General features: G+C 68.4%; 18 protein-coding genes. 8 read left to right on the top strand and 10 right to left on the bottom strand.

Annotated elements, in window-relative coordinates:
* Positions 1-89: 89 nt before the first annotated feature.
* Positions 90-1,160: an alpha/beta fold hydrolase gene (locus ABZ803_RS20995; protein ID WP_357040621.1), complete on the bottom strand. Its 1,071-nt coding sequence runs from the start codon at positions 1,158-1,160 to the stop codon at positions 90-92.
* Between the two features lie 169 nt (positions 1,161-1,329).
* A complete protein-coding gene (locus tag ABZ803_RS20990; protein ID WP_357040618.1) occupies positions 1,330-2,322 on the bottom strand; it encodes an alpha/beta hydrolase in 993 nt (330 codons plus the stop codon).
* Positions 2,323-2,941: 619 nt separating this feature from the next.
* Between ABZ803_RS20990 and ABZ803_RS20985 the strand changes: the two genes are divergently transcribed.
* Together ABZ803_RS20985 and ABZ803_RS20980 are read left to right on the top strand one after the other, a co-directional pair.
* Entirely contained in the window at positions 2,942-3,748 is an 807-nt protein-coding gene (locus ABZ803_RS20985; protein WP_357040615.1) for a helix-turn-helix domain-containing protein, read from the top strand.
* A gap of 47 nt (positions 3,749-3,795) precedes the next feature.
* Positions 3,796-4,692, top strand: a complete 897-nt coding sequence (locus tag ABZ803_RS20980; protein ID WP_357040612.1) for a sterol desaturase family protein — start codon at positions 3,796-3,798, stop codon at positions 4,690-4,692.
* 448 nt (positions 4,693-5,140) lie between these two features.
* On the opposite strand, the gene ABZ803_RS20975 is transcribed toward ABZ803_RS20980, so the two are convergent.
* The 3 genes from ABZ803_RS20975 to ABZ803_RS20965 all read right to left on the bottom strand — a co-directional run bounded on the left by ABZ803_RS20975 (position 5,141) and on the right by ABZ803_RS20965 (position 8,555).
* Positions 5,141-6,571 carry a S8 family peptidase gene (locus ABZ803_RS20975; protein WP_357040609.1) on the bottom strand — a complete coding sequence of 477 codons (1,431 nt, stop codon included), beginning with the start codon at positions 6,569-6,571 and terminating at the stop codon, positions 5,141-5,143.
* Positions 6,572-6,623: 52 nt separating this feature from the next.
* Positions 6,624-7,220: a DUF308 domain-containing protein gene (locus ABZ803_RS20970; protein ID WP_357040606.1), complete on the bottom strand. Its 597-nt coding sequence runs from the start codon at positions 7,218-7,220 to the stop codon at positions 6,624-6,626.
* A 381-nt stretch (positions 7,221-7,601) separates the two neighbouring features.
* Positions 7,602-8,555, bottom strand: coding sequence for a hypothetical protein (locus ABZ803_RS20965; protein ID WP_357040603.1), 954 nt, complete (start codon positions 8,553-8,555; stop codon positions 7,602-7,604).
* Between the two features lie 288 nt (positions 8,556-8,843).
* Here ABZ803_RS20965 and ABZ803_RS20960 point away from each other — a divergent pair, with 288 nt between their 5' ends.
* The 4 genes from ABZ803_RS20960 to ligD all read left to right on the top strand — a co-directional run bounded on the left by ABZ803_RS20960 (position 8,844) and on the right by ligD (position 14,769).
* Positions 8,844-9,986: an epoxide hydrolase family protein gene (locus ABZ803_RS20960; protein WP_357040600.1), complete on the top strand. Its 1,143-nt coding sequence runs from the start codon at positions 8,844-8,846 to the stop codon at positions 9,984-9,986.
* 921 nt (positions 9,987-10,907) lie between these two features.
* The gene (locus ABZ803_RS20955; protein WP_357040597.1) at positions 10,908-12,410 is read left to right on the top strand and encodes an amidase; all 1,503 of its coding nucleotides are present in this window, start codon (positions 10,908-10,910) and stop codon (positions 12,408-12,410) included.
* Positions 12,411-12,479: 69 nt separating this feature from the next.
* Positions 12,480-13,685 carry a site-specific integrase gene (locus tag ABZ803_RS20950; protein WP_357040594.1) on the top strand — a complete coding sequence of 402 codons (1,206 nt, stop codon included), beginning with the start codon at positions 12,480-12,482 and terminating at the stop codon, positions 13,683-13,685.
* Between the two features lie 142 nt (positions 13,686-13,827).
* The gene (gene ligD, locus ABZ803_RS20945; RefSeq protein ID WP_357040742.1) at positions 13,828-14,769 is read left to right on the top strand and encodes a non-homologous end-joining DNA ligase; all 942 of its coding nucleotides are present in this window, start codon (positions 13,828-13,830) and stop codon (positions 14,767-14,769) included.
* A gap of 330 nt (positions 14,770-15,099) precedes the next feature.
* Here the strand turns inward: ligD and ABZ803_RS20940 are convergent, their stop codons facing one another.
* The 4 genes from ABZ803_RS20940 to ABZ803_RS20925 all read right to left on the bottom strand — a co-directional run bounded on the left by ABZ803_RS20940 (position 15,100) and on the right by ABZ803_RS20925 (position 18,937).
* Positions 15,100-15,429 (bottom strand): EthD family reductase, encoded by a 330-nt coding sequence (locus ABZ803_RS20940; RefSeq protein WP_357040591.1) that lies wholly within the window; start codon positions 15,427-15,429, stop codon positions 15,100-15,102.
* 268 nt (positions 15,430-15,697) lie between these two features.
* The gene (locus ABZ803_RS20935) at positions 15,698-16,459 is read right to left on the bottom strand and encodes an MBL fold metallo-hydrolase (protein ID WP_357040588.1); all 762 of its coding nucleotides are present in this window, start codon (positions 16,457-16,459) and stop codon (positions 15,698-15,700) included.
* 10 nt (positions 16,460-16,469) lie between these two features.
* Positions 16,470-17,417: a fumarylacetoacetate hydrolase family protein gene (locus tag ABZ803_RS20930; RefSeq protein ID WP_357040585.1), complete on the bottom strand. Its 948-nt coding sequence runs from the start codon at positions 17,415-17,417 to the stop codon at positions 16,470-16,472.
* Complete coding sequence (locus ABZ803_RS20925) at positions 17,414-18,937, bottom strand: alpha/beta hydrolase (RefSeq protein ID WP_357040582.1); 1,524 nt, start codon at positions 18,935-18,937, stop codon at positions 17,414-17,416. Before ABZ803_RS20925 ends, ABZ803_RS20930 begins: the two co-directional genes overlap by 4 nt.
* Here ABZ803_RS20925 and ABZ803_RS20920 point away from each other — a divergent pair.
* Both ABZ803_RS20920 and ABZ803_RS20915 read left to right on the top strand, forming a co-directional pair.
* The gene (locus ABZ803_RS20920) at positions 18,876-19,499 is read left to right on the top strand and encodes a TetR/AcrR family transcriptional regulator (protein ID WP_357040579.1); all 624 of its coding nucleotides are present in this window, start codon (positions 18,876-18,878) and stop codon (positions 19,497-19,499) included. The two genes, ABZ803_RS20925 and ABZ803_RS20920, sit on opposite strands and share 62 nt — an antisense overlap.
* Positions 19,492-20,247: an SDR family oxidoreductase gene (locus ABZ803_RS20915; RefSeq protein ID WP_357040575.1), complete on the top strand. Its 756-nt coding sequence runs from the start codon at positions 19,492-19,494 to the stop codon at positions 20,245-20,247. Before ABZ803_RS20920 ends, ABZ803_RS20915 begins: the two co-directional genes overlap by 8 nt.
* A gap of 193 nt (positions 20,248-20,440) precedes the next feature.
* On the opposite strand, the gene ABZ803_RS20910 is transcribed toward ABZ803_RS20915, so the two are convergent.
* Positions 20,441-22,168 (bottom strand): tetratricopeptide repeat protein, encoded by a 1,728-nt coding sequence (locus ABZ803_RS20910; protein ID WP_357040573.1) that lies wholly within the window; start codon positions 22,166-22,168, stop codon positions 20,441-20,443.
* Positions 22,169-22,188: the final 20 nt, after the last annotated feature.

Raw genomic sequence — 22,188 nt, 5'->3', positions numbered from 1 at the left:
GTCGGCGGTCTCGAGACCGTTTGCAGCCGTCACATCGACTGCGCTGCGATTGTCCGCGCGGGCCCTACGGGGCGGTTCCCATCGTTGGGTCAGCGGCTGGGCAGCATGTGGGCGAGAAATGCGGCTGTATCGTGGCGGGCTTGCGGCAAGAGTGTGAAGTGATCGGCCGCGGGGTAGACAAGCAGGCGGCTGTCGGTGCCGCTTTGTTCGAGTTGCTGCTGGAGCAGGACGGTGGTCGGGATCGGTTGCACAGTGTCGGCTCCGCCCTGCAGAAGCAGCAGCGGCCGGTCGTAGCCGGTCGTGGGCGCGGCCATGTACTCGCGGAGTGCGGCTGTCAGGGCCGGATCGGACACGGGTTCGGCGAACAGCTGACCGAAGGGACGTCCGGTGAGGGCTTGTTCCGCTGATCTCAGGCAGTCTTCCCCGGACTCTGCGATAGCTACCACATGTTTGCCTCGTTCGCTCAGGTGGTCGGCGACGCCCAGCTCCGGATGCGCGTGGTCGAGGCCGGCCAGGATCATCAAGACCCTGATCTGTAGTCCCGCGGGGAACGGCACAGCCAGGTCCGGTCCGGAAAGCGCGGAGATCAACTGCTCGTAGTTGCTCGTCGGAGCGAAGGCGGCGGTGCCGCGCAGATCGAGTTCCGGTGCGTAGCTCGAAGACAATTGTGCCGCGTGCAACACCGCATGCCCGCCGATCGAATGTCCTGCCAGCGCATACGAATCCGATAGGTCCGGCTCCACGACGCGGCCGGCGCGGACGATATCGAGCACCGCGTGTCCTTCCGCGCGCCCGGAAAGATACTCGTAGCGCCCGGGCGCCCCGAGCCCGATGTAGTCGGTGGCCACCACGGCGTACCCCTGGGCTAGCAGGTCGGTCAGCTGCGGTGTTTCGTCGTGTGTATCCGCGATGCCGCCGAGGAGATTGGGTGCACACCCCTGTGCCATCCCGCTCGTGCCGTGCGCCCAGGACACCACCCGCCACCCGCCCGGCGGTGCAGCCCCGGCGGGCAGGTAGACGTTTCCGCCGCTGATCTCCGGCTCGCCGTCGCGGCCGGTGGTTCGATAGACGAGCCGATAGCCCTCGCCCGCCGCGGGAATGAGTTCGGTCGCCTCCAGCGACCGGGACGACACGATGGTTCCGGGGCCGCTCGAAGCCACCGGGTCCGCCGTTGCCACTCCTGCGACCGGTACCGCGCATCCGGCGACCAACAGCGCCGAAATCGCGCGTCGTACGGCGATCCGCACGCCTGGGCCGGTTGTCGTATTCCGCATGGAACACCTCTCACGAAATGGGTTGAACGGAAGGAAGTTGCCGGGCATCGCCGCGTCAGCGACCGGCTGCGTAGCCCTCAACCGGCGGCCGTGCCAGCAGGTGGGTACGGAGGTAGTCGAGGATCTCGGCGCGGGCCGGCCGGGCCGCGGGGACCAGTCCGGGCATGGAAAGGAAGGCGTGCACCGCTTCCGGATAGTGCGTCAGCGTGGCGTCGTTGCCCGCTTGCCGCAGGCGCTCGGCGTAGGCCGGGGCCTGGTCGGCCAGAGGGTCCAGCCCCGCGGCTTGGATGAGCGCCGGGGCCGCGCCCGCGAGGTCGTCACGCAGCAGGGGGGTGATCGTCGTGCGATCGAACGGTTCGGGAATCGCGAAACGCAGCATGGCACGGCAGAAGGCCGGCGTCGGGCTCGGTGCGTCCGCGTTCTCGGTGAACGAGGGGTAGTCGAAAATACGGTCGGTCCAATCGAGTTGCGGATTTATCAGCACCTGCGCCCGTACCGCCAGCCCGAGTTCGCGGGCGTGGATCGCGGTGAGCGCCGCGAGTGTGGCTCCCGCGCTGGCGCCCAGCAGGGCGATCCGGTCGGGGTCCGCGCAGAACGCCGGGGCCGATTCGGCCAGCTGGGCCGCGGCGTCGTGGGCGTCTTCGACGAATGCGCCGATCCGATGTTCGGGGGCCAGCCGGTAGTCGACGGAGGTGACCACGGCCGGAAGGTTCGCCGCCAAGTGCCCGAGCAGCCAATCGTCCTGATCCGGTGCACCGCCGAGGAATCCGCCGCCGTGGAACGCAATGATCAAAGGCAGCGCCGAGTCTTCCCGTTCGGGCCGGTAGACCCGCACGTCCACGCGTCGTTGTGGGAGATCGAGTGTGCGCGTGGTGATGCGTGCGCGCTGATCAGGCTTGCCGGTGACCAGTCTGCCCAGTGCCGAGCGGCGCTTGTGGGCCTGAGCCTCACGTACCTCGATGATCTGTTCGGGGGTGATCGAATCCCAGTCCGGCTCGGTGGTGAGCGCGGACAGAATGCGAACTCGCAGTGGAACTTTGCCTCTCACGCCATTGATTCTCGATCCGATGGGCACGTCCCGCGTCCGTCGGCGGTCGGCACTGGCTACGTCGATCCGCGTACGCGGATCGCAGACGTTTGCGCGGGAGGCCGTAGCCGCGCGGACGTCGACGAGGACCGAGCCGCGTGGCGGCTGTGCCGGACGAATGCGATCGCCGTCGCGGTCTGCCGCAGCCAGGGCCGGGTCAGCCCGGTCCGGTAGGCGATGACGACCAGCAGGGCGTCGCCGTCGGCGATCACCCGGATGGCGTGCAGCAGTTCGGCGGGTCGCCCGTCTTTGCGCAGGAATCGCTCACGCCCGCCCGCAAGGCATCGAAAACGTTCTCACCGCGCTCGGCAGCGGGGTCACCGGCATCTCGACCTCCAGCTGATCAACGCCAGTTCCGATCCGCATCGCTTCGCGTTGGCGGGCACCTCGTTCCGTGTTGCCGCCGTCGACGGCCGCGACCTGCCCCAGCCCGGTGAGATCAGCCGTATCGGGTTGCGCACCCGCGGGTGGGCGCTACGACCACCTCGTATTCGTCATGCCGGACACAGCTGTGGCACTGGTGCCGGACGCCGACCCCCGCACGCACATCAGGGGATGATGCTGCACTTACGCTACGACGGTGTCACCACTCCGTTCGGCGGCATGCGGGACGCAGGCTCCCGACGCCACCATTGACGAGCGCACCGGTCCGCAGCCCTGGCGCGGCGAGGTCCTGCTGCGTCCCGGCGTGCTCGCCTTCAGCGGATCGATCGGCCCGACCGGCACCCACGCCCACCACGCCGTCCAGGTAATAGTCGGGGCCGGCCCGATCACCGTTGCCGGCGACCACGCCGAGTGCACCGGTACCCACATGATCATCCCCGCCGATGCATCGCATCGCGTTCTGCGCGGCGCCCCCGCAGGTATCGCGGTGTTCCTCGATCCGGACAGCACCGCAGGCCGTGCCGCCACGCACCGCGCCCACACCGCCGGGTGGTCCGGCGGACCGGCGCTGTCCCTGCCCGATCAGGATGCGCCGGTGGCCGCGGCCGTCACCGAACTGATGGCGATCTTGGCGCCGCACAGCACAGCCGTCTCCCACGCCGTCCGCCACCCGGCGGTGGCCTCCGCGCTGCACTGCCTGCCGGTCGTCGTCGCCTCCGGGACCATTCGCACCGCCGATCTCGCCGCCCGCGTCGGCATTTCGGCGAGCAGACTGACACATCTCTTCACCGCCCAGGTCGGGCTGCCGCTGCGCCGCTACGTGCTCTGGTTGCGGCTGATGATCGCGCGGGACGCGGTGGCCGGCGGCGCGGACCTCACCACCGCCGCGCACGCCGCCGGGTTCGCCGACAGCGCCCACCTGACTCGCACCTGCCGGGAGACCTTCGGCCTGCCGCCCTCGGCGCTGAGCCGGAACCTGTCCTGGCACAACGATTCGCGATAGCCGAATCGTTCAAGCCGGATGCGGTGTCGAGCCAGCACGCTCAACACATGCACACGACCATACTGTTGGCGGCACAACGGATCACGCGGTATGCCTATGTACCGTTCATGCTGCTCGGGCTCAACGGGCTCGGTATCGCCCTCTCGGCTGCGGGCGCCCCGAAATACTGGCTCCTCGCGATCCTGGCCTCGGCGATCGCAGCTTCGTTTCTGGCCGAACGGATCATCCCGTACGAGCAGGGCTGGAACCACGACCTCGGCGACAGTCGCCGCGACCGCATCCACGCGACGGTCAACGAAACCCTGATCCTGATCAGTGTCGCCGCCATTCCGCTGCTGGCCGCGATCGTCCCGAACGCGCGGATCTGGCCCGGCGAGCTGCCCTTCGCCGGACAGGTCCTCCTTGCCGTACTGATCGCCGACTTCGGCATCACCACGGTGCATCTGGCCAGTCACAAGATCGGGCTGCTGTGGCGATTCCACGCCGTGCACCACAGCGTCACCCGGTTCTACGGACTCAACGGCCTGATGAAACATCCCGTCCACCAGACCGTCGAGATGGCCGCCGGCGTCGCGCCGCTGATCCTGCTCGGCCTGCCCGTCGACGTGGCCTCCGTTCTCGCCCTCGCCGTCGCGATCCAGCTGCTGCTACAGCACTCCAATGCCGACTACCGTGTCGGTCCCGCCGGATACGTCCTCGCGCTCAACGCGGGCCACCGCTTCCATCACCTCAAGTGGGCCGGTATCGGCGACGTGAACTTCGGGCTGTTCACCCTGCTCTGGGACCACCTCTACCGCACCTACTCCTACGATCCCGGCCGGCGCTTCACCTCCGAACAGCTCGGCATGGCGGCCGAACCCGATTACCCGGTCGACTACGCCCGCCAGCTGATCCACCCGTTCACCGCCGCGGGCGGCTGCGGGACGACCACCACGAACACATAGACGCGGATACCTCCTGACCTGCCGATCCTTTGACCACGCCCAGCGCGCCGTGTCGACTGTCTGGCAGCCGGCTGCTGGTTCCGGGCGTCCGGCCAGTGTTCCGTTAGACGATCGGCCACCGGAACACCAGGCGGCGCGGGCCCGGTCCCAGCTCACGGGTGTTCCGTAGCGGGGTTCCGTGAACCGTCCCGGTGAACCCCGCGACCGACCAGCTCGGTGTTCCGCGCGAACGGATCTACCATCCACCGCATCATCAGCGGCGCCGCGCCACGGACATAGCACCCACGGCGCGGGCCGCGGCGGATTCCGGTGGGCGGTCGGCCACCACTCGCCTGGGTCCGCGCTACTGATTCCATTCCAGGCAACTATGTTCTCAGTGAATTCCACCCAGCGGAATCAGCTCTTGCCGCGCGGGCGTACAGGTGTTTCCGAGCGCCACCTCGACGGCTCACCGCGGCAGGATCATCGATTTCAGGTCCGGCAGGTTGCCGATGCGCTGGGATACGGGCCGTTCCGGCGCATCGGTTTGCGGAGAGCCGGTTTCCCGCAGCCGCGTACGCACCTCGGCGGGCGTCTTGCGTCCGGCCGCGGCCGCGCTCATGCCTTGGAAGCTCGTGACGGCGCCGACCACGATCGGCGACGCGCTCGAGGTTCCGCTGAACACGTCGGTGTACCAGAGGTCCTCGTCGGGACCGCCTTGCAGATCGCCGTACCCGGTGGTGGTGACTTCCAGACCCCACCCTTGCACGTCGATTCGTTCGCCGTAGTTGGAGAACGGCAAGCGGGAGCGGGGCGGGCCGTAGTCACGGCCGTGGAAGCCGGGCGGGGGCGCACCGGCTCCGACGATGATCGCCCCGGAGTCGGCCTTGCCACCGCGGAACGGATTGCGCCATGTGCTCGGGAACTCCGCGGGGCGGTTGTCGTAGAGCGCGGCGTCGAGGTCTTCGCCGCCGTTCCCGCCCGCCTCCACCACGACCACGCCCTTGCCGATCGCGTACCCGATCGCCGCGAAGTCGTCGGGCCACCATTCGATCGCGATGTAACCGCGCTGGTCCGGCCGGTTGGCATAGGTGAAACGCGGTCCCGGGCGGTGCAGTTCGAGCAGCAGCACGTCGCCGGGGTTCAGTGTGTCCGCGGCCGAGCGGATCGCGGTCGCCGATCCGTTTCCGAAGATCGACACCGCGCGGATGTAGGCCTCGGGCACGATGCCGGTGATGCCGTAGGCATTCACGTCACCGCTGATCACACCGGCCACCGCGGTGCCGTGGTCGCGCCAGCCCAGCTCCGGTGAGGGGCTGCCTCCGATCACACCGCCCTGGTTGACCCGCAAATCCTCGTGGGTGAACCGCCATGCGCCCTCGATATCCACCACACGCACGCCGGTACCCCGGCCCCCGGGAACCGTCCAGGCCCACCGCGCGTCGATGCCCTGCGGCGCGGCGTCCAGATACCCCTGCCGCACGACGAAATCCGGCGTCACCGGCGGCGCCTCGGCAGCGGAGCGGCCCGTGATCGCTCGAACGCCCTCCGGTGCGATCGGCGGTTCGGCGGGCGGCTTCACATAGGCTGCCGCCACCTCTTCGGCGGCACGCAACCGCGCGGCCAGCTCGTCGAGCTCGCCGGTGACACCGGTGACGTAGAAGTAGTTCAGATATTCCGCACCGGTCTCCAGATGCGGGCCACCGGCGAGCCGGCGCTCCAAGCGGTTGGCCGGTCCGAAGATGCGCACCAGTTCCCCGCCGGGGGGCAGCAATTCCTCCAGACGTGCTTGCGCGCTGTGACTGTCGCGCAGAGCCATCGGCGTGATCGCGGTGTCGGCGCCGCGGGTGACCACGATCAGCTCGGCGGGCGACCGGAGCTCGGAATGCTGGGATGCCATGGCGCCCAGTCAACCTGGATACCGCGCGTCTCGCCACCGGATGGGTGCCGGGTCAGCCGTCGAGGCGCATGGTCGCCACCATGCCCGGTATCGCGACAACGCCGCGCCGGGTACCCGCGGCGAACCATGCCTCCATTGTCCCGATCGCGAGCAGGCACGGGCCGGCCACCCAGCCCAGTGCGTCCGGTGAGTCGAACGGCACCGTGGCCACCAGCATGCCGAGCACCAGCGTGACCAGTCCGAACAGCTCTTGGCGTCCGCGTCCGGGCAGGTCGTCGACCCATACCGCTACGGTGGCGTGACAGATCCCGCGGATCGCCCACGCCAGTCCGATCCAGAACGACAGCAGCAGAGTCGAATTCCCACCCGCGAAGCACAGCATCGCCAGCAGGGCCGACAGCCCGCCGCTGACCAGCACCAGCATTCGCAGCGCGGTGAGGAAGCGGGCGCCGATCGCGACCACCAGCTGTAGGACACCGTTGAGCAGCAGGTAGCCGCCGGACAGCAGTTCCGCTGTCGGCAGCGACTTGTGCGGCCACACCGCTAGGGCCACACCCAGGATCATCGAGCAGGCACCGGCCACCAGTACCGTCTGCCGGGCTGTGCCGGCCAGTGGTTCCGCACGCCCTCCGATCTCGGTTTCGGGCATAGCTACATGATATGACCGAAGCGACGGTTAGCGACTCGTTTGCCCCATCACGGCCGCATCGTCTCCCGCGCCGAAGGCACAGCCGAAGGTCGCCACACCCGAATCACCTGATGAGCGAGAGCAATACGCCGGTCGCATTAGGACCGAGGCGCCATGGCGCACTGACCAGACGGCGATCCCCGCCCCGGCCCCACCAAGAGGCGATGGACCGGTACGACACGGTCATCCACCAGGATGTCCGTTGGGGACGCACCATCCTGCGCCGAACCGAATCTTCCTGCAAGAGACGGTGTGCCGACGGTGCGCACTGGAGACAGGCGCACTCCCGCGGCCTGCCGCCAGCTCGCCTCCAGCGCCCGCCGCCGCGGAGGAGTCAGTCCATCAGGCCTCATGGGGCGGCACAGGTTCGGTCGCGGGCGATTTGCGGCGCGTTTCGGCGAGGAGTTCGTCGAGTTGAGTTTCGGCGCGTTCGGCGCGGGCGAGGGTCTGCGCGCGGGCCTCGTCGAGCGCTTCCAGACGCTGGGCGGCTTCGGCACGCACCTTGTCCAGAGCCGCGGCGGCTTCGGCTCGGGCAGCGGCGAGTTCGGCCGCCGCGGTGCGTCGGGTTTCGGCGAGCTCGGCGCGGGTGGCGTCGAGTTCGGTGCGCGCCCTGCGCCATTCGGCTCGCGCCTCGTCAGCGGCTTCGGCTCGCTCGGCGGCGGCTCGCTCGGCTCGTTCGGTCGTTCGTTCGGCGTCCGCCGCGCGCTGCACGGCGAGATCGCGTTCGGAGTGGGCGGCCGCGACAAGCGCCGACGCTTCGCGCCGGGCGTTCTCGATATCGGTCTCCGCACGACGTTCGGCGCGCTGAACTCGTTCTGCGGCTTCTTGTTCGACGCGTTCGGCGTGCTCGGTGGACTCGCGGCGCACGCCGCGGATCTCGGCTTCCGCGGCGCTGCGGGCGGCGAACACGTCGTCGGCCGCCTGCTTGGTGACACGTTCGACTTCGCGCAGCGCGTCCTCCCGCGCCGCATTCGCCTCGGCGATCAGCGCTTCGGCTTGCTCGGCGGCGCTCGCGGCGTCGTCGGCGGCGGATTCGGCGAGTTCCCGAGCCTCCTGCGCCTCCCGCCGGGCCTGCTCGGCCGCCACGGCCGCGCCCTCCGCCTCGGCGATCCGCCGTGCCGCGTCCACCTGCACCGCCTGCACCTGCGCCTCGGCGATCGCCGGGTCGGCCAGCGTGGACAATTCCGCGACGGCGGCATTCAGCGTGGTGTTCAACTGTTCGGCCAGTCCGCGGAACTGGGTGAGCAGCTCGTCGGCTCGCAGCCGCGCGACCGTCACCGGTCCGGGTTTCGTCACGGTGACGGTAGCGGCCGCGGCTTCGGACTCCTGTTGCTGCCGTTGCCGTTCCCGCCATGCGCGCCAGCGTGTGTGATCGGCCCGGTCGCAGTACTCCGAGGGACGACCAGGCCCTGCCGCGCTGGTGATGGGACGAGAACAACCGGGGTAGTTGCACACCTTCGACACCGCAGAATCGTAGCCCCGGTGGCGGCGCAACCCGACCCGCTGCCTGACGCACCCGGCGCTTCCCGTTTGTTCCAGATCCTAGGGCCGGAGTTGTCCTAGGTAGGTCATAGTGTGATTCTCATGAGCACAGAGATCACCCCCTTCCGGATCGACGTCCCCCGAGAGCAGCTCGACGACTTGAATCGGCGGCTGGACGCCACCCGCTGGACCGACGCGGATCCCGAGGCGGGGTGGGCGCAGGGCATCCCGCTCGACTACACCAGGGAACTGGCCGGTTATTGGCGCAACACCTACGATTGGCGCGCCCAGGAAGCCCGGCTCAACTCCTTCCCGCAGTTCCGTACCGAGATCGACGGCCACAACCTGCACTTCCTGCACGTCCGCTCGTCCGAACCCGACGCCCTGCCGCTGGTGCTCACACACGGATGGCCGGGATCGATCGTGGAATTCCTCGAGGTGATCGGGCCGCTGACCGACCCGGTGGCGCACGGCGGCAACGCGCGGGACGCGTTCCACGTCGTCGTGCCGACCATCCCCGGGTACGGGTTCTCCGGCCCCGCCGTCGGCTGGTCGACCGCGCGCGCCGCGCGGGCATGGGCGGAACTGATGCGCCGCCTCGGCTACGACCGCTACGCCGCACACGGCGAAGACACCGGTGCCGCGATCTCCCGGCAGCTGGCGGTGATCGACGCCGAGCACCTGGTCGCGGTGCATCTGACGATGATCGCCTCCGCCACGGTCACCGCCGAGACCGCCGACCCCGACAACCCTGCCGAACAGCGTGCCGTCGAACTGGCTCGCCGCGCCCAGTACGAACTCGGCGCCTACGCGATGCTGCAGGCCAGTCGCCCTCAAACGCTGTCCTACGCGCTCGCCGATTCACCGGTGGGGCAATTGGCCTGGATCGTCGAACGATTCAAGGACTGGACCGATTCCACCGACGCGCCCGAGGACGCCGTGGACCGTGACGCGATGCTGACCAACGTCATGATCTACTGGCTCAACGCCACCGCGGGCTCGTCGGCGCGCTACTACTACGAAGGCGCCGCCACCTGGGGAATGCCCGAACCCGAGACCGATGTGCCGGTCGCCGTGGCAGTCATGCCGCACGACCTGGGCATCCCGGTCCGCCGCATCGCCGAACGAAACCACAACATCGTGCGCTGGACCGAATTCGAGCGCGGCGGCCACTTCGCCGCCATGGAAGAACCCGACCTCATCATCGACGACTTGCGCGCGACGTTCCGCGCGTACCGCAAATAGGACACCGACTCTCCGCGATCCGCGGCAGCACCTGTCTCGCTCGTGCGCGAAATCCTCGACAGAGGGCTGTCCGGTCGGCCCGACCATCGGCGCGAGGGCTTTGTCGGCGCTCGCCGCCTGACCTCCGATAAGTGAACCTTATCGGGGGTCAGGCCGCGTGCGTCAATCCGATCATCATGAACTAAATACGTTTCGTAGCGTTTATTGCAACCAAACGCAATATCAACGGAACGTATCAAAAACTGTGCACCCCCGGATGGGCGCAGATTTCAGCGGATGAGGATCGACCCGACCGACGAGAGGCTCGGCGAACGGCTAACGCTCGGCGAACGGACAAGGCTCGGCATGAGGCCGCATCGGGCGGGTCGCCGCATCGACCGGAAAACGAAAGCGACCCGGTCCCCCGCCGCCTGGCATCGGAGGTGCAGTCGCGGCGAATCTGCGCAAGGACGGCGGTGAGGGGTTGAGGGACAGTCGCCCGGGATCCGGCGCTGAGGAAAATTCCGGCGCTCCGTCGAACCGAACAGAACCCGGCGAGAACATTCGTACGGAATCCGGCGCTGAGGAGTTATCGCGGTTCGCAGCCTCACGAAGTACGCGCGGCGTCCGATGACGGCCTCGTGAACTTCCAAGCCGACACAGATCCCGCCGCGCGTCGTCACGGCTAATGGTCGGGCGAATCGCCTGTGGGCGGGGGAGAAACGTGGGTGAGTATTGAGACATCTATCCCGTTGCACGGCGAGGCATTCTCATGCCCTGCGCTCAGGGACTTGGCCCGCTGCCGACGCTGTGACCTGCGGTGGGACGTCCTCGATGGCAGAACGGGCGTGTGATTTCACCGGTGCGGGTGGTCCGTTCGACTTTCCGTTGCGCGAAGCGGCGTTTTATGTCCTTTCCGGCAGGCCAATAGCGTCGGATTTCATGAACTGGAATTTTCGGTCGGCGGAAGAACTCGCGGCTGCGTTGCATGCCGGTGACGTGACATCGGTGGAACTGACCGATGAGGCGATCGCGCGTATCGAGCGGGACGACCAGGCGATCAACGCGATCTGCGTACCGGATTTCGACCGTGCGCGAGCCGCCGCGCGCCGTGCCGATGAGGCGCGCGCCCGCGGTGAGGATCGGCCGTTGCTCGGTATTCCGGTGACGGTCAAGGAGTGCTACAACATGGCCGGGCTGCCCACGACCTGGGGCATGCCGCGATACGTGAACTATGTGCCGACCGAGGACGCGGTACAGGTGTCGCGGTTGAAGGCAGCCGGCGCGGTGCTGCTCGGTAAGACCAATGTGCCGTTGATGCTGCGAGATCTCCAGAGCTTCAACGAGATCTACGGCACCACCAACAATCCCTGGGATCGCGGCCGCACGTCGGGAGGGTCGTCCGGCGGTTCGGCGGCGGCCCTGGCGGCCGGGTTCGGCGCGCTGTCCATCGGCTCCGACCTCGCCGGTTCGCTGCGCACCCCCGCGCACTTCTGCGGTGTCTACGCACACAAGCCGACACTCGGGCTGGTACCGACCCGCGGCATGGTCGCGCCGCCCGCGCCGGCGCTGCCGATCGACCTCGACCTCGCCGTGGTCGGCCCGATGGCGCGCACCGCCCGCGACCTCGCGCTGCTGCTCGACGTGATGGCCGGGCCGGACGCGCTGACCCACGGCGTCGCCTACGACGTCGCACTGCCGCCCGCGCGTCACGAGCGGCTGTCGGACTTCCGTGTCCTGATCATCGAGGACCATCCGCTCATTGCGACGGGATCGGCGGTGCGGGCGGGCGTGAACCGGGTCGCCGAGGCGCTGGTCGACGAGGGCGCCCGCGTCGAACGGCGCAGTCCGCTGCTGCCCGATCCGACCGAAGCGGCGACGCTCTACATGCTGTTGATGTTGTCGAACGCCGCCACGAGCCTTCCGGCCGACATGTACGAACAGCTGCGCAGCCGCGCCGCCGCCCTGAGCGCGCGCGACCGGAGTCTCGATGCGGCGCGGCTGCGCGGCATGGTGCTCAGCCACCGCGGCTGGGTCGAGGCGAACAACCGTCGCGAACTGCATCGCCAGGGCTGGCGGCGGCTGTTCGCCGAGTTCGATGCCGTGGTGTGCCCGATCACGCCCACTCCCGCCTTCCCACACGACCACAACGGAGATCTGGAGGACCGGCACATCGACATCGACGGCGTCGAGTACCCGTACTTCGACCAGGTCGTCTGGGCCGGTGTGGCCACGATGCCCGGCCTGCCTGCCACCGCCATCCCCGCAGGCCGGTCCCCCGAGGGGCTGCCGGTGGGTGTGCAGCTCATCGGTCCGATGTTCGAGGACCGCACCCCGCTGCGGCTGGCCGAACTGCTCGAGCAGAAGATCGGCGGCTTCCAGGCACCGGAATCGGGCGCACTGGAGCACCTTTCTGATCGCGGGCGTGCCCCGGCGGTGTCGTAGGCTGATTTCTCGCGTCGGCCGTTGCGGCGCGGACAGCCGAACACCGATAGGAAACGCGGGAGCCGAGCCATGGACGATCGTTCCAGCGTGGTAGCGGTTCCCGAGTCGGTGCGCAGCGAGTTGCGCCGTGGGGTGCGCAGCGTATTGGTGGACGCGGCGGCATTGCGGTTGGTGCGTGATCGCTTCGACGACGGCCAAGCCGGTTCGCTGCGCCGCTATCTGGAAGCGTCCCAATCGGCGAACACGCTGCGCGCCTACCGGTCCGACTGGGTGGCGTGGTCGGCGTGGTGCGCCACCGAGGGCCGACAGGCATTGCCCGCCGACGCGCTGGATGTCGCCGTCTATCTGGCCGCGGCCGCCGACGCACGCCGCGACACCGGCGAATGGGCGTTCGGTCCGGCGACGCTGGAACGCAAGTCGGCCGCCATCGCGGCGGTGCACGCGGCCAATGGCCTGCCGTCGCCGACCCGATCGGATGTGGTGCGCCTGACGCTGCGCGGTATCCGCCGTACCCGTCGCACGCAACCCAAACGCAAACGCCCCGTCCTGCTGCACACCCTCGACCAACTGCTGGGCGGGCTCCCCGAACCGGGCTGGCCCACCGAACCCGCCCGCCGCAGGGACGCGCTCGCCCTGCTCGTCGGTTTCGCCGGCGCGTTGCGCCGCAGCGAACTGGCCGGTTTGCGCATCGGGGACGTCGAGGTGGGTCTCGACCACACGTCCGGCGAACCGATCCTGCTGATCCGGCTGCCGGCGACGAAGACCGACCCGACCGGCGCCGCGGAACAGCGCGTGGCCCTTCCACGTGGCCGCCGCCCCGCCACCTGCCCGGTCTGCGCCTTCGCCGATTGGTTGCGGCTGCGCGAAGTGCACGCCGCCGCAAGCGCTTCGGGCGTGCGCGCCTGGCTGGCCGATCTTCCGGCGAGATCCGCCGACATCCACCGGTGCCACGGCTTCACCGGTACGACGCTCACCGACGCGGACCTTCCGCTCTTTCCCACCATCACCCGCCACGGCGCGATCGGCGCCCACGCGATGTCCGGGCGCGCGGTCGCCGAACTGGTCAAGCGCTATGCGGCCCGGGCCGGGCTCGACCCCGCCTTGTTCTCCGGCCATTCGCTGCGTGCCGGATTCGCCACCCAGGCCGCGCTCGGCGGTGCCAGCGACCGCGAGATCATGCGCCAAGGCCGCTGGTCCAACCCGCGCACCGTCCACGGCTACATCCGCACCGCCAACCCGCTGGAAGACAACGCGGTCACCAAGCTCGGATTGTGACCGCAGAAAGTTTGCCACTCGAGAAATCGAGCAGACAATTCTCACGGATATCCCACAGTAAGCGCAGTTGGATAGCGTGCCGACGGGCAAATTGCGGTGAATCTGAAGATATGCTGGATGTGTGCTGTCAGTGCCGGCGCCGATGCTGGCCGTCTCCGGACGGCCACCGCGGGAACACGGCCGATGGGCATTCGAGATGAAGTGGGACGGCATTCGCGCCATCGCGCGCTGCCGGGACGGGGACTGCCGCTTCTACAGTCGCAACAGTCGTGATCTGAGTGGGTCGTTTCCCGAGCTCACGGCGGCGCTGGCGGATCTGGGCGAGCGCGGCGAGCTGATCCTGGACGGGGAGATCGTCGCGCCCGATCCCAGGACGGGGGCGCCGTCGTTCGGTCGCTTGCAGCGGCGGATGCATGTGGTCTCGCCCAGCGCGGAGTTGCTGCGCGGATTCCCGGCGCAATATCTCGCCTTCGATGTGCTGGCCGACGGCGACGAGGTCTTCCTGCCTCTGCCCTATACCGAGCGCCGCGAGCGCTTGGCCGGGCTCGCGCTCGACCGGCCCCTGGCGCGCACCCCGCCGCATTACACCGATGTCGATCCCGACCTGCTGATGGAGGTCGCCCGCGAGCACGGCCTGGAGGGAATCGTCGCCAAGCGTCTGGATTCCGCCTATTACCCCGGCCGCCGCTCCCCCTTGTGGATCAAGACGCCGCTGCGTCGGACCACGGAGGTCGTCGTCGCGGGTTGGCTGCCCGGCACGGGGCGTTTCTCCACGACGTTCGGTTCGCTCGCGCTCGGCGCCTACGACGACCACGGCCAGTTGGTACATATCGGCAACGTCGGCACCGGATGGACCATCCACGATCGCCGCGCCCTGCAAGCGCGCCTGAACGAATTGTCCCGCCCGGACACCCCTTTCGACGTCCCCCCGCCGCGCGTGGTCGCCGCCTCCGCGCACTGGGTGGAACCCGTCCTCGTCGCCGACATCGAATATCGCGAAGCCACCCCCGAGGGCCTGCGCCACCCCAGCTGGCGCGGATTGCGCCCGGACAAGACCCCCCATGAGGCGAAAGTGCCTTTATAGCATCGGATGCAACACTGTATTGGCTTTTGAGTGAGCAGTTCCCGCTGGTTGACGCCCTACAGCAAGGGCATCACGCGTGCCCGCGGTCCCGAACCCCAGTCCTCGCGGAGACCGCTGGCCTACACATCAACACCGCTGTGCGCTGGAGCCGGCTCGCTGCCCGCGACTGGATCTACCACCTCGCCGCCACCGACCGAAATGCCCCAACCTGAACCGGCGACTGCGACCCGGCCAACCATCCGGTAATGCCGAAGAGAGTGCGGGGACCGATTCCGCGAGAACGTGGCGAACATGGCTCACCGCGGGTACGGAGGTGCCTCAGGGCCAGGCTCAGCAGGTGCCGTTGTGCACCGGATAGTGGATGACGACCGCACCACCGGTGGCGTAGTTGGCGACATCGGCAGCCACCTGCCGGCCCTGCGGAGACGACCTCGCCGCGGTCATCGCCGCGGCGTCGGCGAACTCGGCCTCGAAGACCGCGAAGTACGGCGTCTGCCCCTGCGTCGCTGCCACCTCGAAGCTGTAGCGCCACGCGAGCAGGCCGGGCATGCGCGTGACCAGTGGGAGGTGGTTGTTCACGTAGTAGTCGCGGAAGTGGTCGGGATCGGCGGGCTCGGGATACAACACCCCGGAGATCTCGGGCCGTCGCCATACCGGCACCACCCTAAAGGCGCACGAGAAGGAGCACGAGCGAATATCCGCTCGTGCCGCGACCCGCGCGGTTCCAGCCCACGCCAGCGCGTACCTCGCACGAACGGATAGCCCGCGGTCGCTTTCGACCTCGCAGGCATTCCGGCGACCACGAGGGTGGTGGCGACGCAGGCGGAGAGTTCAGCGCGGAGGAACAGTTTCATCGACGGCCTTTCGCGGGAGGCCGGGTAGTGGATCTCGACGTTCTGGAAGGAGGCGTGGTCACTTTGTGAAGTCCTCACCGAAGGGAGCATCCGGAGGTGTGCTGCAGCGCTAGGCCGTGTTCGATGGTGTCGGCGTCGACGCTGATCGACAGGCCGTGCCCGGGTACGAGGGTCCGAGCTGGTTGCGCCGCGAGAATCGATACGCTGGCACGGGTTCGGCTCTCGTCGTGATTGAAGGCCGCCGGTAGCAGTTGTGGCCCGGTGTGGCGGACGAGTGGATGCCCGGTCACCAAGGCGTCGCCGGAGAACAGGACCTCCTCCGCGGGCATGAGGTAGGCGGTGTGGCCGCTGGTGTGGCCCGGGGTCGGAATCGCGACGAGCGATCCGGGAAGTCCTGCCAAGGTCGTGGGGTCGCTGGTGGTCGCCGAGGGAACGCTCATGCGGATGTGGCCGTGGATCGCGCGCAGAGTGTGGGCAACCCAGCGGCGGCCTCGGTGCGTGCGCAGTTGTCCGAGCATTCCGGCGGGGGTCATCTGTTGCAGGTATTCGCGTTTGGCGTGGCGGACTTCCTCGGCACCGGTGTAGACCGGCATGCCCACGCGCTCGATCAGGGTCGGGATCGCGCCGATGTGGTCGAGGTGGGCGTGGGTGATAAGGACGGCGGCGATGTCGGTGAGCTGGTGGCCGATCTGGCGCACCGAGGCGAGGACATCGGCGGTGTCGGCGGGGTAGCCGGCGTCGATCACGGTGACCCCGGAGCCGTCACTGATCAACGCCCAGTTGACGTTTGTACCTGCCACGGCATAGACGGAGTCGGAAACCTGATCGATCTTCATGAAGGGCTCCTCACGCCTGGATGCGGTGTTCGATGACGCCGATGCCGTCGATCTCCAGGCGTAGCTCGTCGCCGGGTTCGAGCCAGCGCCCCAGCTCCATTCCGCAGCCGCCGGGCAGAGTGCCGGTGGACAGCAGCTCACCGGGATAGAGTTGTTCGCTGCGGGAGACGTGTGCGACGGCCTCGGCCATCGAGTACCGCGCGCCATGGGTCCCGGTGCGCGAGATCGTGTTTCCGTTGACGACCACCGACGCGGACAGTTCGTCGAGCTGGTCGATCACAGCCGGTCCGGAGACCGCGGTCTCCGACATCGACGTCTGGAAGTGTTTGGAGCGTTGGGGCCCGAAGCCGGATCGCATCTCGGGCAGCTGTATGTCCCGGGCCGAGAAGTCGTTGATCACGACTACCGCCGCGATCGCCGCGGCGGCTTCCGCCACGGTCGCATCCCGCAACGGGCTGCCCAGCACGACGCCGAGTTCGAGTTCGAAATCCAGTGCGCGAGTGTAGGAAGGCGCGCTGATCGCGATCCCGGACGGCACGATCGTCAACGCATTGGACATGTAGTAGATCGGCTGGCGGTACCACAGTGCGTGCGGGCGGAACGGGGGGAAGGTCCGGCGCGTCACCCCCTCGTAGATCCGCCCGATCCGATACCCGGCGGGCACGAATCGTCTGGCCAGGCCGCGGGCACCATCGATCGCGTGCTTCTCGAAGATCATGAAATCGCGGAACGAGGCCGGGCACACCGGCAACACCGGGGAACCCTCGGCCAGGCCCAAGCTGTCGTAGCGGGCCAGCTCGAAGTCGGTGCTGAACGCGGCTGGAACCGCGGAAGCAGCGTAGCCGCCGTCAGCGGCCGGACGCCACCCGTCACCGGTGTCGACCTCTACGTCGATGCGGCGCCGGGCGCGGTTGAGGAGGCGGCGTATGCGCGGCAGCGGTGGCGTCGAAGGATTCATCGAGCCACCTGCACCGGCTCGACGGTGTTCAGATGGTCGCGGAGAACCAGATGGTTGCGGAGAAAATCTGCTGTGAGCGCCGACCAATGCTCGGCGTTGCCCATGGCGCAATGATCGTCGTCGGCATACAGCACCAGTTGCGCGTTCGGGGCTTCGACGGCGAGGTCGATCGAGTCCTGGGTGCTGGCCAAGGTGTCGCGCGCACCGTTGACCACGAGCAGCGGCATCTCGATCCGGCGGTAATGATGCGCCAGAGACAACGCTTTGAGCTTTTTGGACAGCTCTGCGGTGCCGGCGGCGCCCACTGTCCGCATCAGAGTCGAGACCATGATCTCGGGCATTCCGATCGAGTTGCGTGCACCGAAACTGTGATGGGTGAGCGGGCCGTTGGTGACCACGACCTTCAGCCGGGGATCGACCGCGGCCATCCGGGTCGCCCAGTAGCCGCCGAAGCTGAAGCCGGTCATGCCGATCCGGTCGGCGTCGATGCGCGGCTCAGCGGACAGGTAATCGATGACGGTCGAATAGATGCCTTCGGATGCGGCTGTCATCGGCTCGGTATAGGAGTAGGTGCCCGGCATCTCCATCACGAAAGTGCCCATGCCGCTGTCACGTTGAGCCAGCAGGGGAAGCAGCACCTCGGCAATGGTGCCTTCGAGTCCGTTCGTGACCAGCACGGTCGGCACCGATTCGGCGCCGACAGGCAGCATGAGGATGCCGCGCACCTGCTGGGCGCCGACCGGGATATGGACCACTTCGATGCTCATGCCCATTGCCGGCGCCAACGCCGGTACCAGCACTTCGCACAGGCGATGCGAGCGCTCGTAGGCGCGCAACCGGCGCGGACTCCAGCCGGGCCATGCCGCGACGAACTCATACACCAGAGCCTTGATCAGCCCGTCCACGGCGGTCGCGGCGTCGGCGTGCTCGGGATGCGCGGCGATGAACCGCGACACCGCATCGGGGTCGGCCACGGTGCCGCGATCGGCAAGGATCGTCACCGCGGGCGCGAGAAGTTCCCCCAGTCGGCGCAAATCGACCCCGGCGGCCGGGTCCAGCAGTTGCCGGGTATCGGGACCGTTCAAGCGCGTGAGCGCAGCGTCGGCGCGTGCGATGTGCTCGTCGGCGAAGCGTTCCCAGTACCCGGCCCAGCGTCCGTCTTCGAAGGAACGGCACTCGCCCATCCGCCGCTGGAACTCGTCCTTGGCGATCCCGCCCAGATGGGTGAACCTGTCCGCGGACAACCGAGGAAGGAACGGCACCACCCCCAGTCGATGGGTCATGCGTTCGGTGGTGTGGGTCATCGCGCACGCGCTGACCCCTACTCGTTTGGTCAGTTCCAGCAACGACGTCATTGTTGCGCCTCTCCTCACACCGCAGATTTGCAGAAGTTTCTGCTTTAGCGAGCGTAGACACAGGGAATAGCCAAAAGCAATAGATTCTGCTTTAGTTGTCGGTATGGCCGAAGTCGAAGATGTCGTGCCCCAGCGCCGGCCCGGAGGCCGCGCGGCGAAGGTCAAGGAAGCCGTCCACCAGGCCGTGCTCGATGCCGTCGCCGAGCACGGAGTGGACCGCCTCAGCATCCCCGACATCGCCCGCCGTGCCGGAGTGCGCGACAGCTCGATCTACCGCCGCTGGGGTACCCGCGAAAACCTGACCCTGGACGTCATGCTCACCGCAAGCGAACGCACCCTGCCCCTACCCGACACCGGCACCCTGCACGGCGACCTCACCGCGTTCGCCACAGCGCTCATCGGCTACCTCGACACCCCGCTGGGTAACGGATTGGCCCGCGCACTCGCCTTCATCACCGACTCCGAGGAAATCACCGAAGCACGAAATGCCTTCTGGAACACGAGATACAAGGCCAACGAAGCAATGATCGGACGCGGAGTCGCCCGCGGTGAAATCCCTGCCGATACCGACCCCCGCCTGGCCCTCGAACTGCTCATAGCGCCGATCCACTTCCGGCACTTCCTCACCCGCGAGCCCGCCGATGCCGAGTTCGCCGCCGAACTGGCCACCCGCGTGATCCGCGCCCTTCAGCCCGGACACGAGGACAAGGAACCTCCGCATGCCTGAACGAACCAACATCCTCATCAGCGGCGCCAGCTCGGGTCTGGGCGCGGCAATGGCTCGCGAATTCGCCGCGCGCGGACGCAATCTCGCCCTCTGCGCCCGCCGAATCGACCACCTCGAACAGCTGCGCACCGAACTCCAGCACGCACATCCCGCCATCACCGTCGCCCTCGCCCAACTGGACGTGAACGACCACGACCGCGTCTTCACCGCCTTTGGCCGGCTTTCTCAGGAACTCGGCGGCCTGGATCGCGTCATCGTCAACGCAGGGATCAGCCGCGGCCAGTCCATCGGCACCGGCGGCTTCACCGCCAACCGGGCGATCGCAAACACCAATTTCGTTGCCGCACTCGCTCAATGCGAAGCAGCCATGGAGATATTCCGCCGACAGCAGGCCGGGCACCTGGTCGTGATCTCCTCTGTCGCCGCGCTGCGGGGAATGCCGGGCTTGCAGGCATACTCGGCCAGCAAAGCCGCCATCGCCACGCTCGCCGAAGCGATCCGCGCGGATACCCACGCCACGCCGATCGCTGTCACCACGCTCTACCCGGGCTTCATCGAATCCGACCTCGGTCCCACTGAAGAAGCCAGACCGTTCCGAGTCTCCACCGACAAGGGTGTGCGGGCGATGGTCAAGGCCATCGAATCCGAATCCGCCCGCGCCCATGTGCCCGCATGGCCTTGGGCCCCGATCGGATTCGCCTTGCGCCGCCTGCCTCTTCCGGTACTGGCCAAGCTCGGCCGACGATAACTCGACGCTCGCCTCGAGCTTCGACACCAACTGCGCGGCGCTCACACCGATGATGCCGACCCCACACACGTCATAGAGCCCTACGGACTGCACATCCGCCACTCGAAGTGCCGCTACCGCTGTGGTCGCACCCGGCTCACTCCCCCAGACCCGGTCCGGTGGCTCGAACGGCGCCGTCCTGGAAGACCAGTGGTCAGCGGTCGGCGTGCGGCCGGTGGGCGTGGTCTTCGAGGGCAGCGGGCCACTGGTCGATGTGGGTGAGGGGGGTGCGGCGGCGGGCCGGGAGCAGGTCGAGGAAGCCGCGATCGGCGCGGATTCTCGAACGGGCTCGGCCGACGTAGTATCCGACGTGCTGGGCGCCGGGATGCCTGCGGCGGGCTTCGGCGAGCCATCCGGTGGCCTGGCGCACGGCGTCGGTACGGGTGAGGGGTGGGTCGCTGGGCAGCAGCAGGGTGGCGTGATCGGGGTCGGCGACGATCGCGGAGCCGAGGTGTTGCAGGCAGCGGCCGATGCCGGGATCGTCGTCGAGCGCGCGGTAGCCGGTCAGGGCGAGTTGCCAGCAGCGCAGCGCTCGGCGGGGTTCGCCGCGGGCCCACCACAGAGCGCCCATGGTCTCGTGGGTCTGCGCGCGCCCGTCGGGATCGAGACCCGCGCGGGTGAGGGATTCGGCGAGTTCGAGACGATCCTGCGCGGCGTCGAGGCGTCCTTGCCGGATGTGCACGACGGCGAGGTTGATCAGGGCGCACACTTCACCGGCGACGTCGTCGCGCGGCAGCAACCACCACGCGGTCTCCAACTGGTCGGCCACCTTGTCGAGATCCGGCGCCGCGGTGGCCAGCGCGCCCAGCGCCGTCTGGTGTTCCCAGCGCGCGGCCAGGCTCGTGGACAACCGCCGCGGCCGATAGCCCCGCGGTCGCGCGTTGAGCAGGCCCGCCCGCAGCATCACCAGGTCGCGGTTCAGTTCGTCGATGCCGGGAAGTGAGCGCAGGTCGTCGGCCAACCCGTTCGCGTTCTCCCCCAAACCCTTTCGGGCGTACCACACGTCCAAGGCGTGGCCGAGGCGTATGAGGTGCCCGACCGCTACCCGGGGGAATTCCACGCCCGGCTCGGTTTCGGTGTCCGCTGCCGCCGCGCACGCGGCCACCAGGGCGCGCAGGTAGGGTTCCTCGGTCTCGAACCAGCGGCGAGCGCCTACGGCGAAGCGCCGTGACTCCAGCGCGATCGCCCAGCGGCCTGCTCGATCGGCGTAGTGGTGCAGAAGCGCGGTGAGCGCCGCGGCCCACTGCGGTCCGGCGGTCACCGTCGCGCGATCCGGCGACGCCGGCACCAGACGCACGCAGAACCGCTGCGCGCCATCGGGGGCGAGGACCCCGCGGCGGCGCAGCCCCTCCAGCAGTTTCGCCGCGGTGCGCGCCGAGGGTTCCCGGGCCAGCGGCAACCGTCCCGGCGTGTCCCGGATGGCGTTGAGCACTGCCAGCAACGCGACGGTTTCGTAGTCGTGCACCGGCAGGTCCCGCAGCACCGCGGCGATGAGATGCCCGTTCAGCGTCGCGACTTGCCGTGGGGACGGCGCGGCCACCCGCGGTCCGGCGTCGGCCAGTGCGGGGCCCGGTTCGACGAGGCCGGCGATCAGGTCCATTTCACGGGCGGTGCGCACCTTGGTGCGATAACCGCGGGCGAACCGGGACAGCGCATAGGTCGCGGCCGCGGCGATGAACAGCACCGACAACCAGCGCAGCGGCCCGTTGAAGAACTGCACGAGGGCGTTCTCACCGAACGAGTTCACCACCAGGGTGCGCACCAGCTCGAACAGCACGGTGTAGGCCACCAGCGACGCGGTGCCCAGAAAACCGATCCAGATGGACGATCGCGGCGTCGCGGTCTGCCCGACCGGTTCGGTGGGTTCGGTCGATGTACTCACCCGGTTCCTCCCTTGCCCCA

This window comes from Nocardia sp. NPDC047648 (genome assembly GCF_040642815.1).
Classification (GTDB): Bacteria; Actinomycetota; Actinomycetes; order Mycobacteriales; family Mycobacteriaceae; genus Nocardia; species Nocardia gamkensis.
This window is presented reverse-complemented; position numbering and strand designations above follow the sequence as displayed.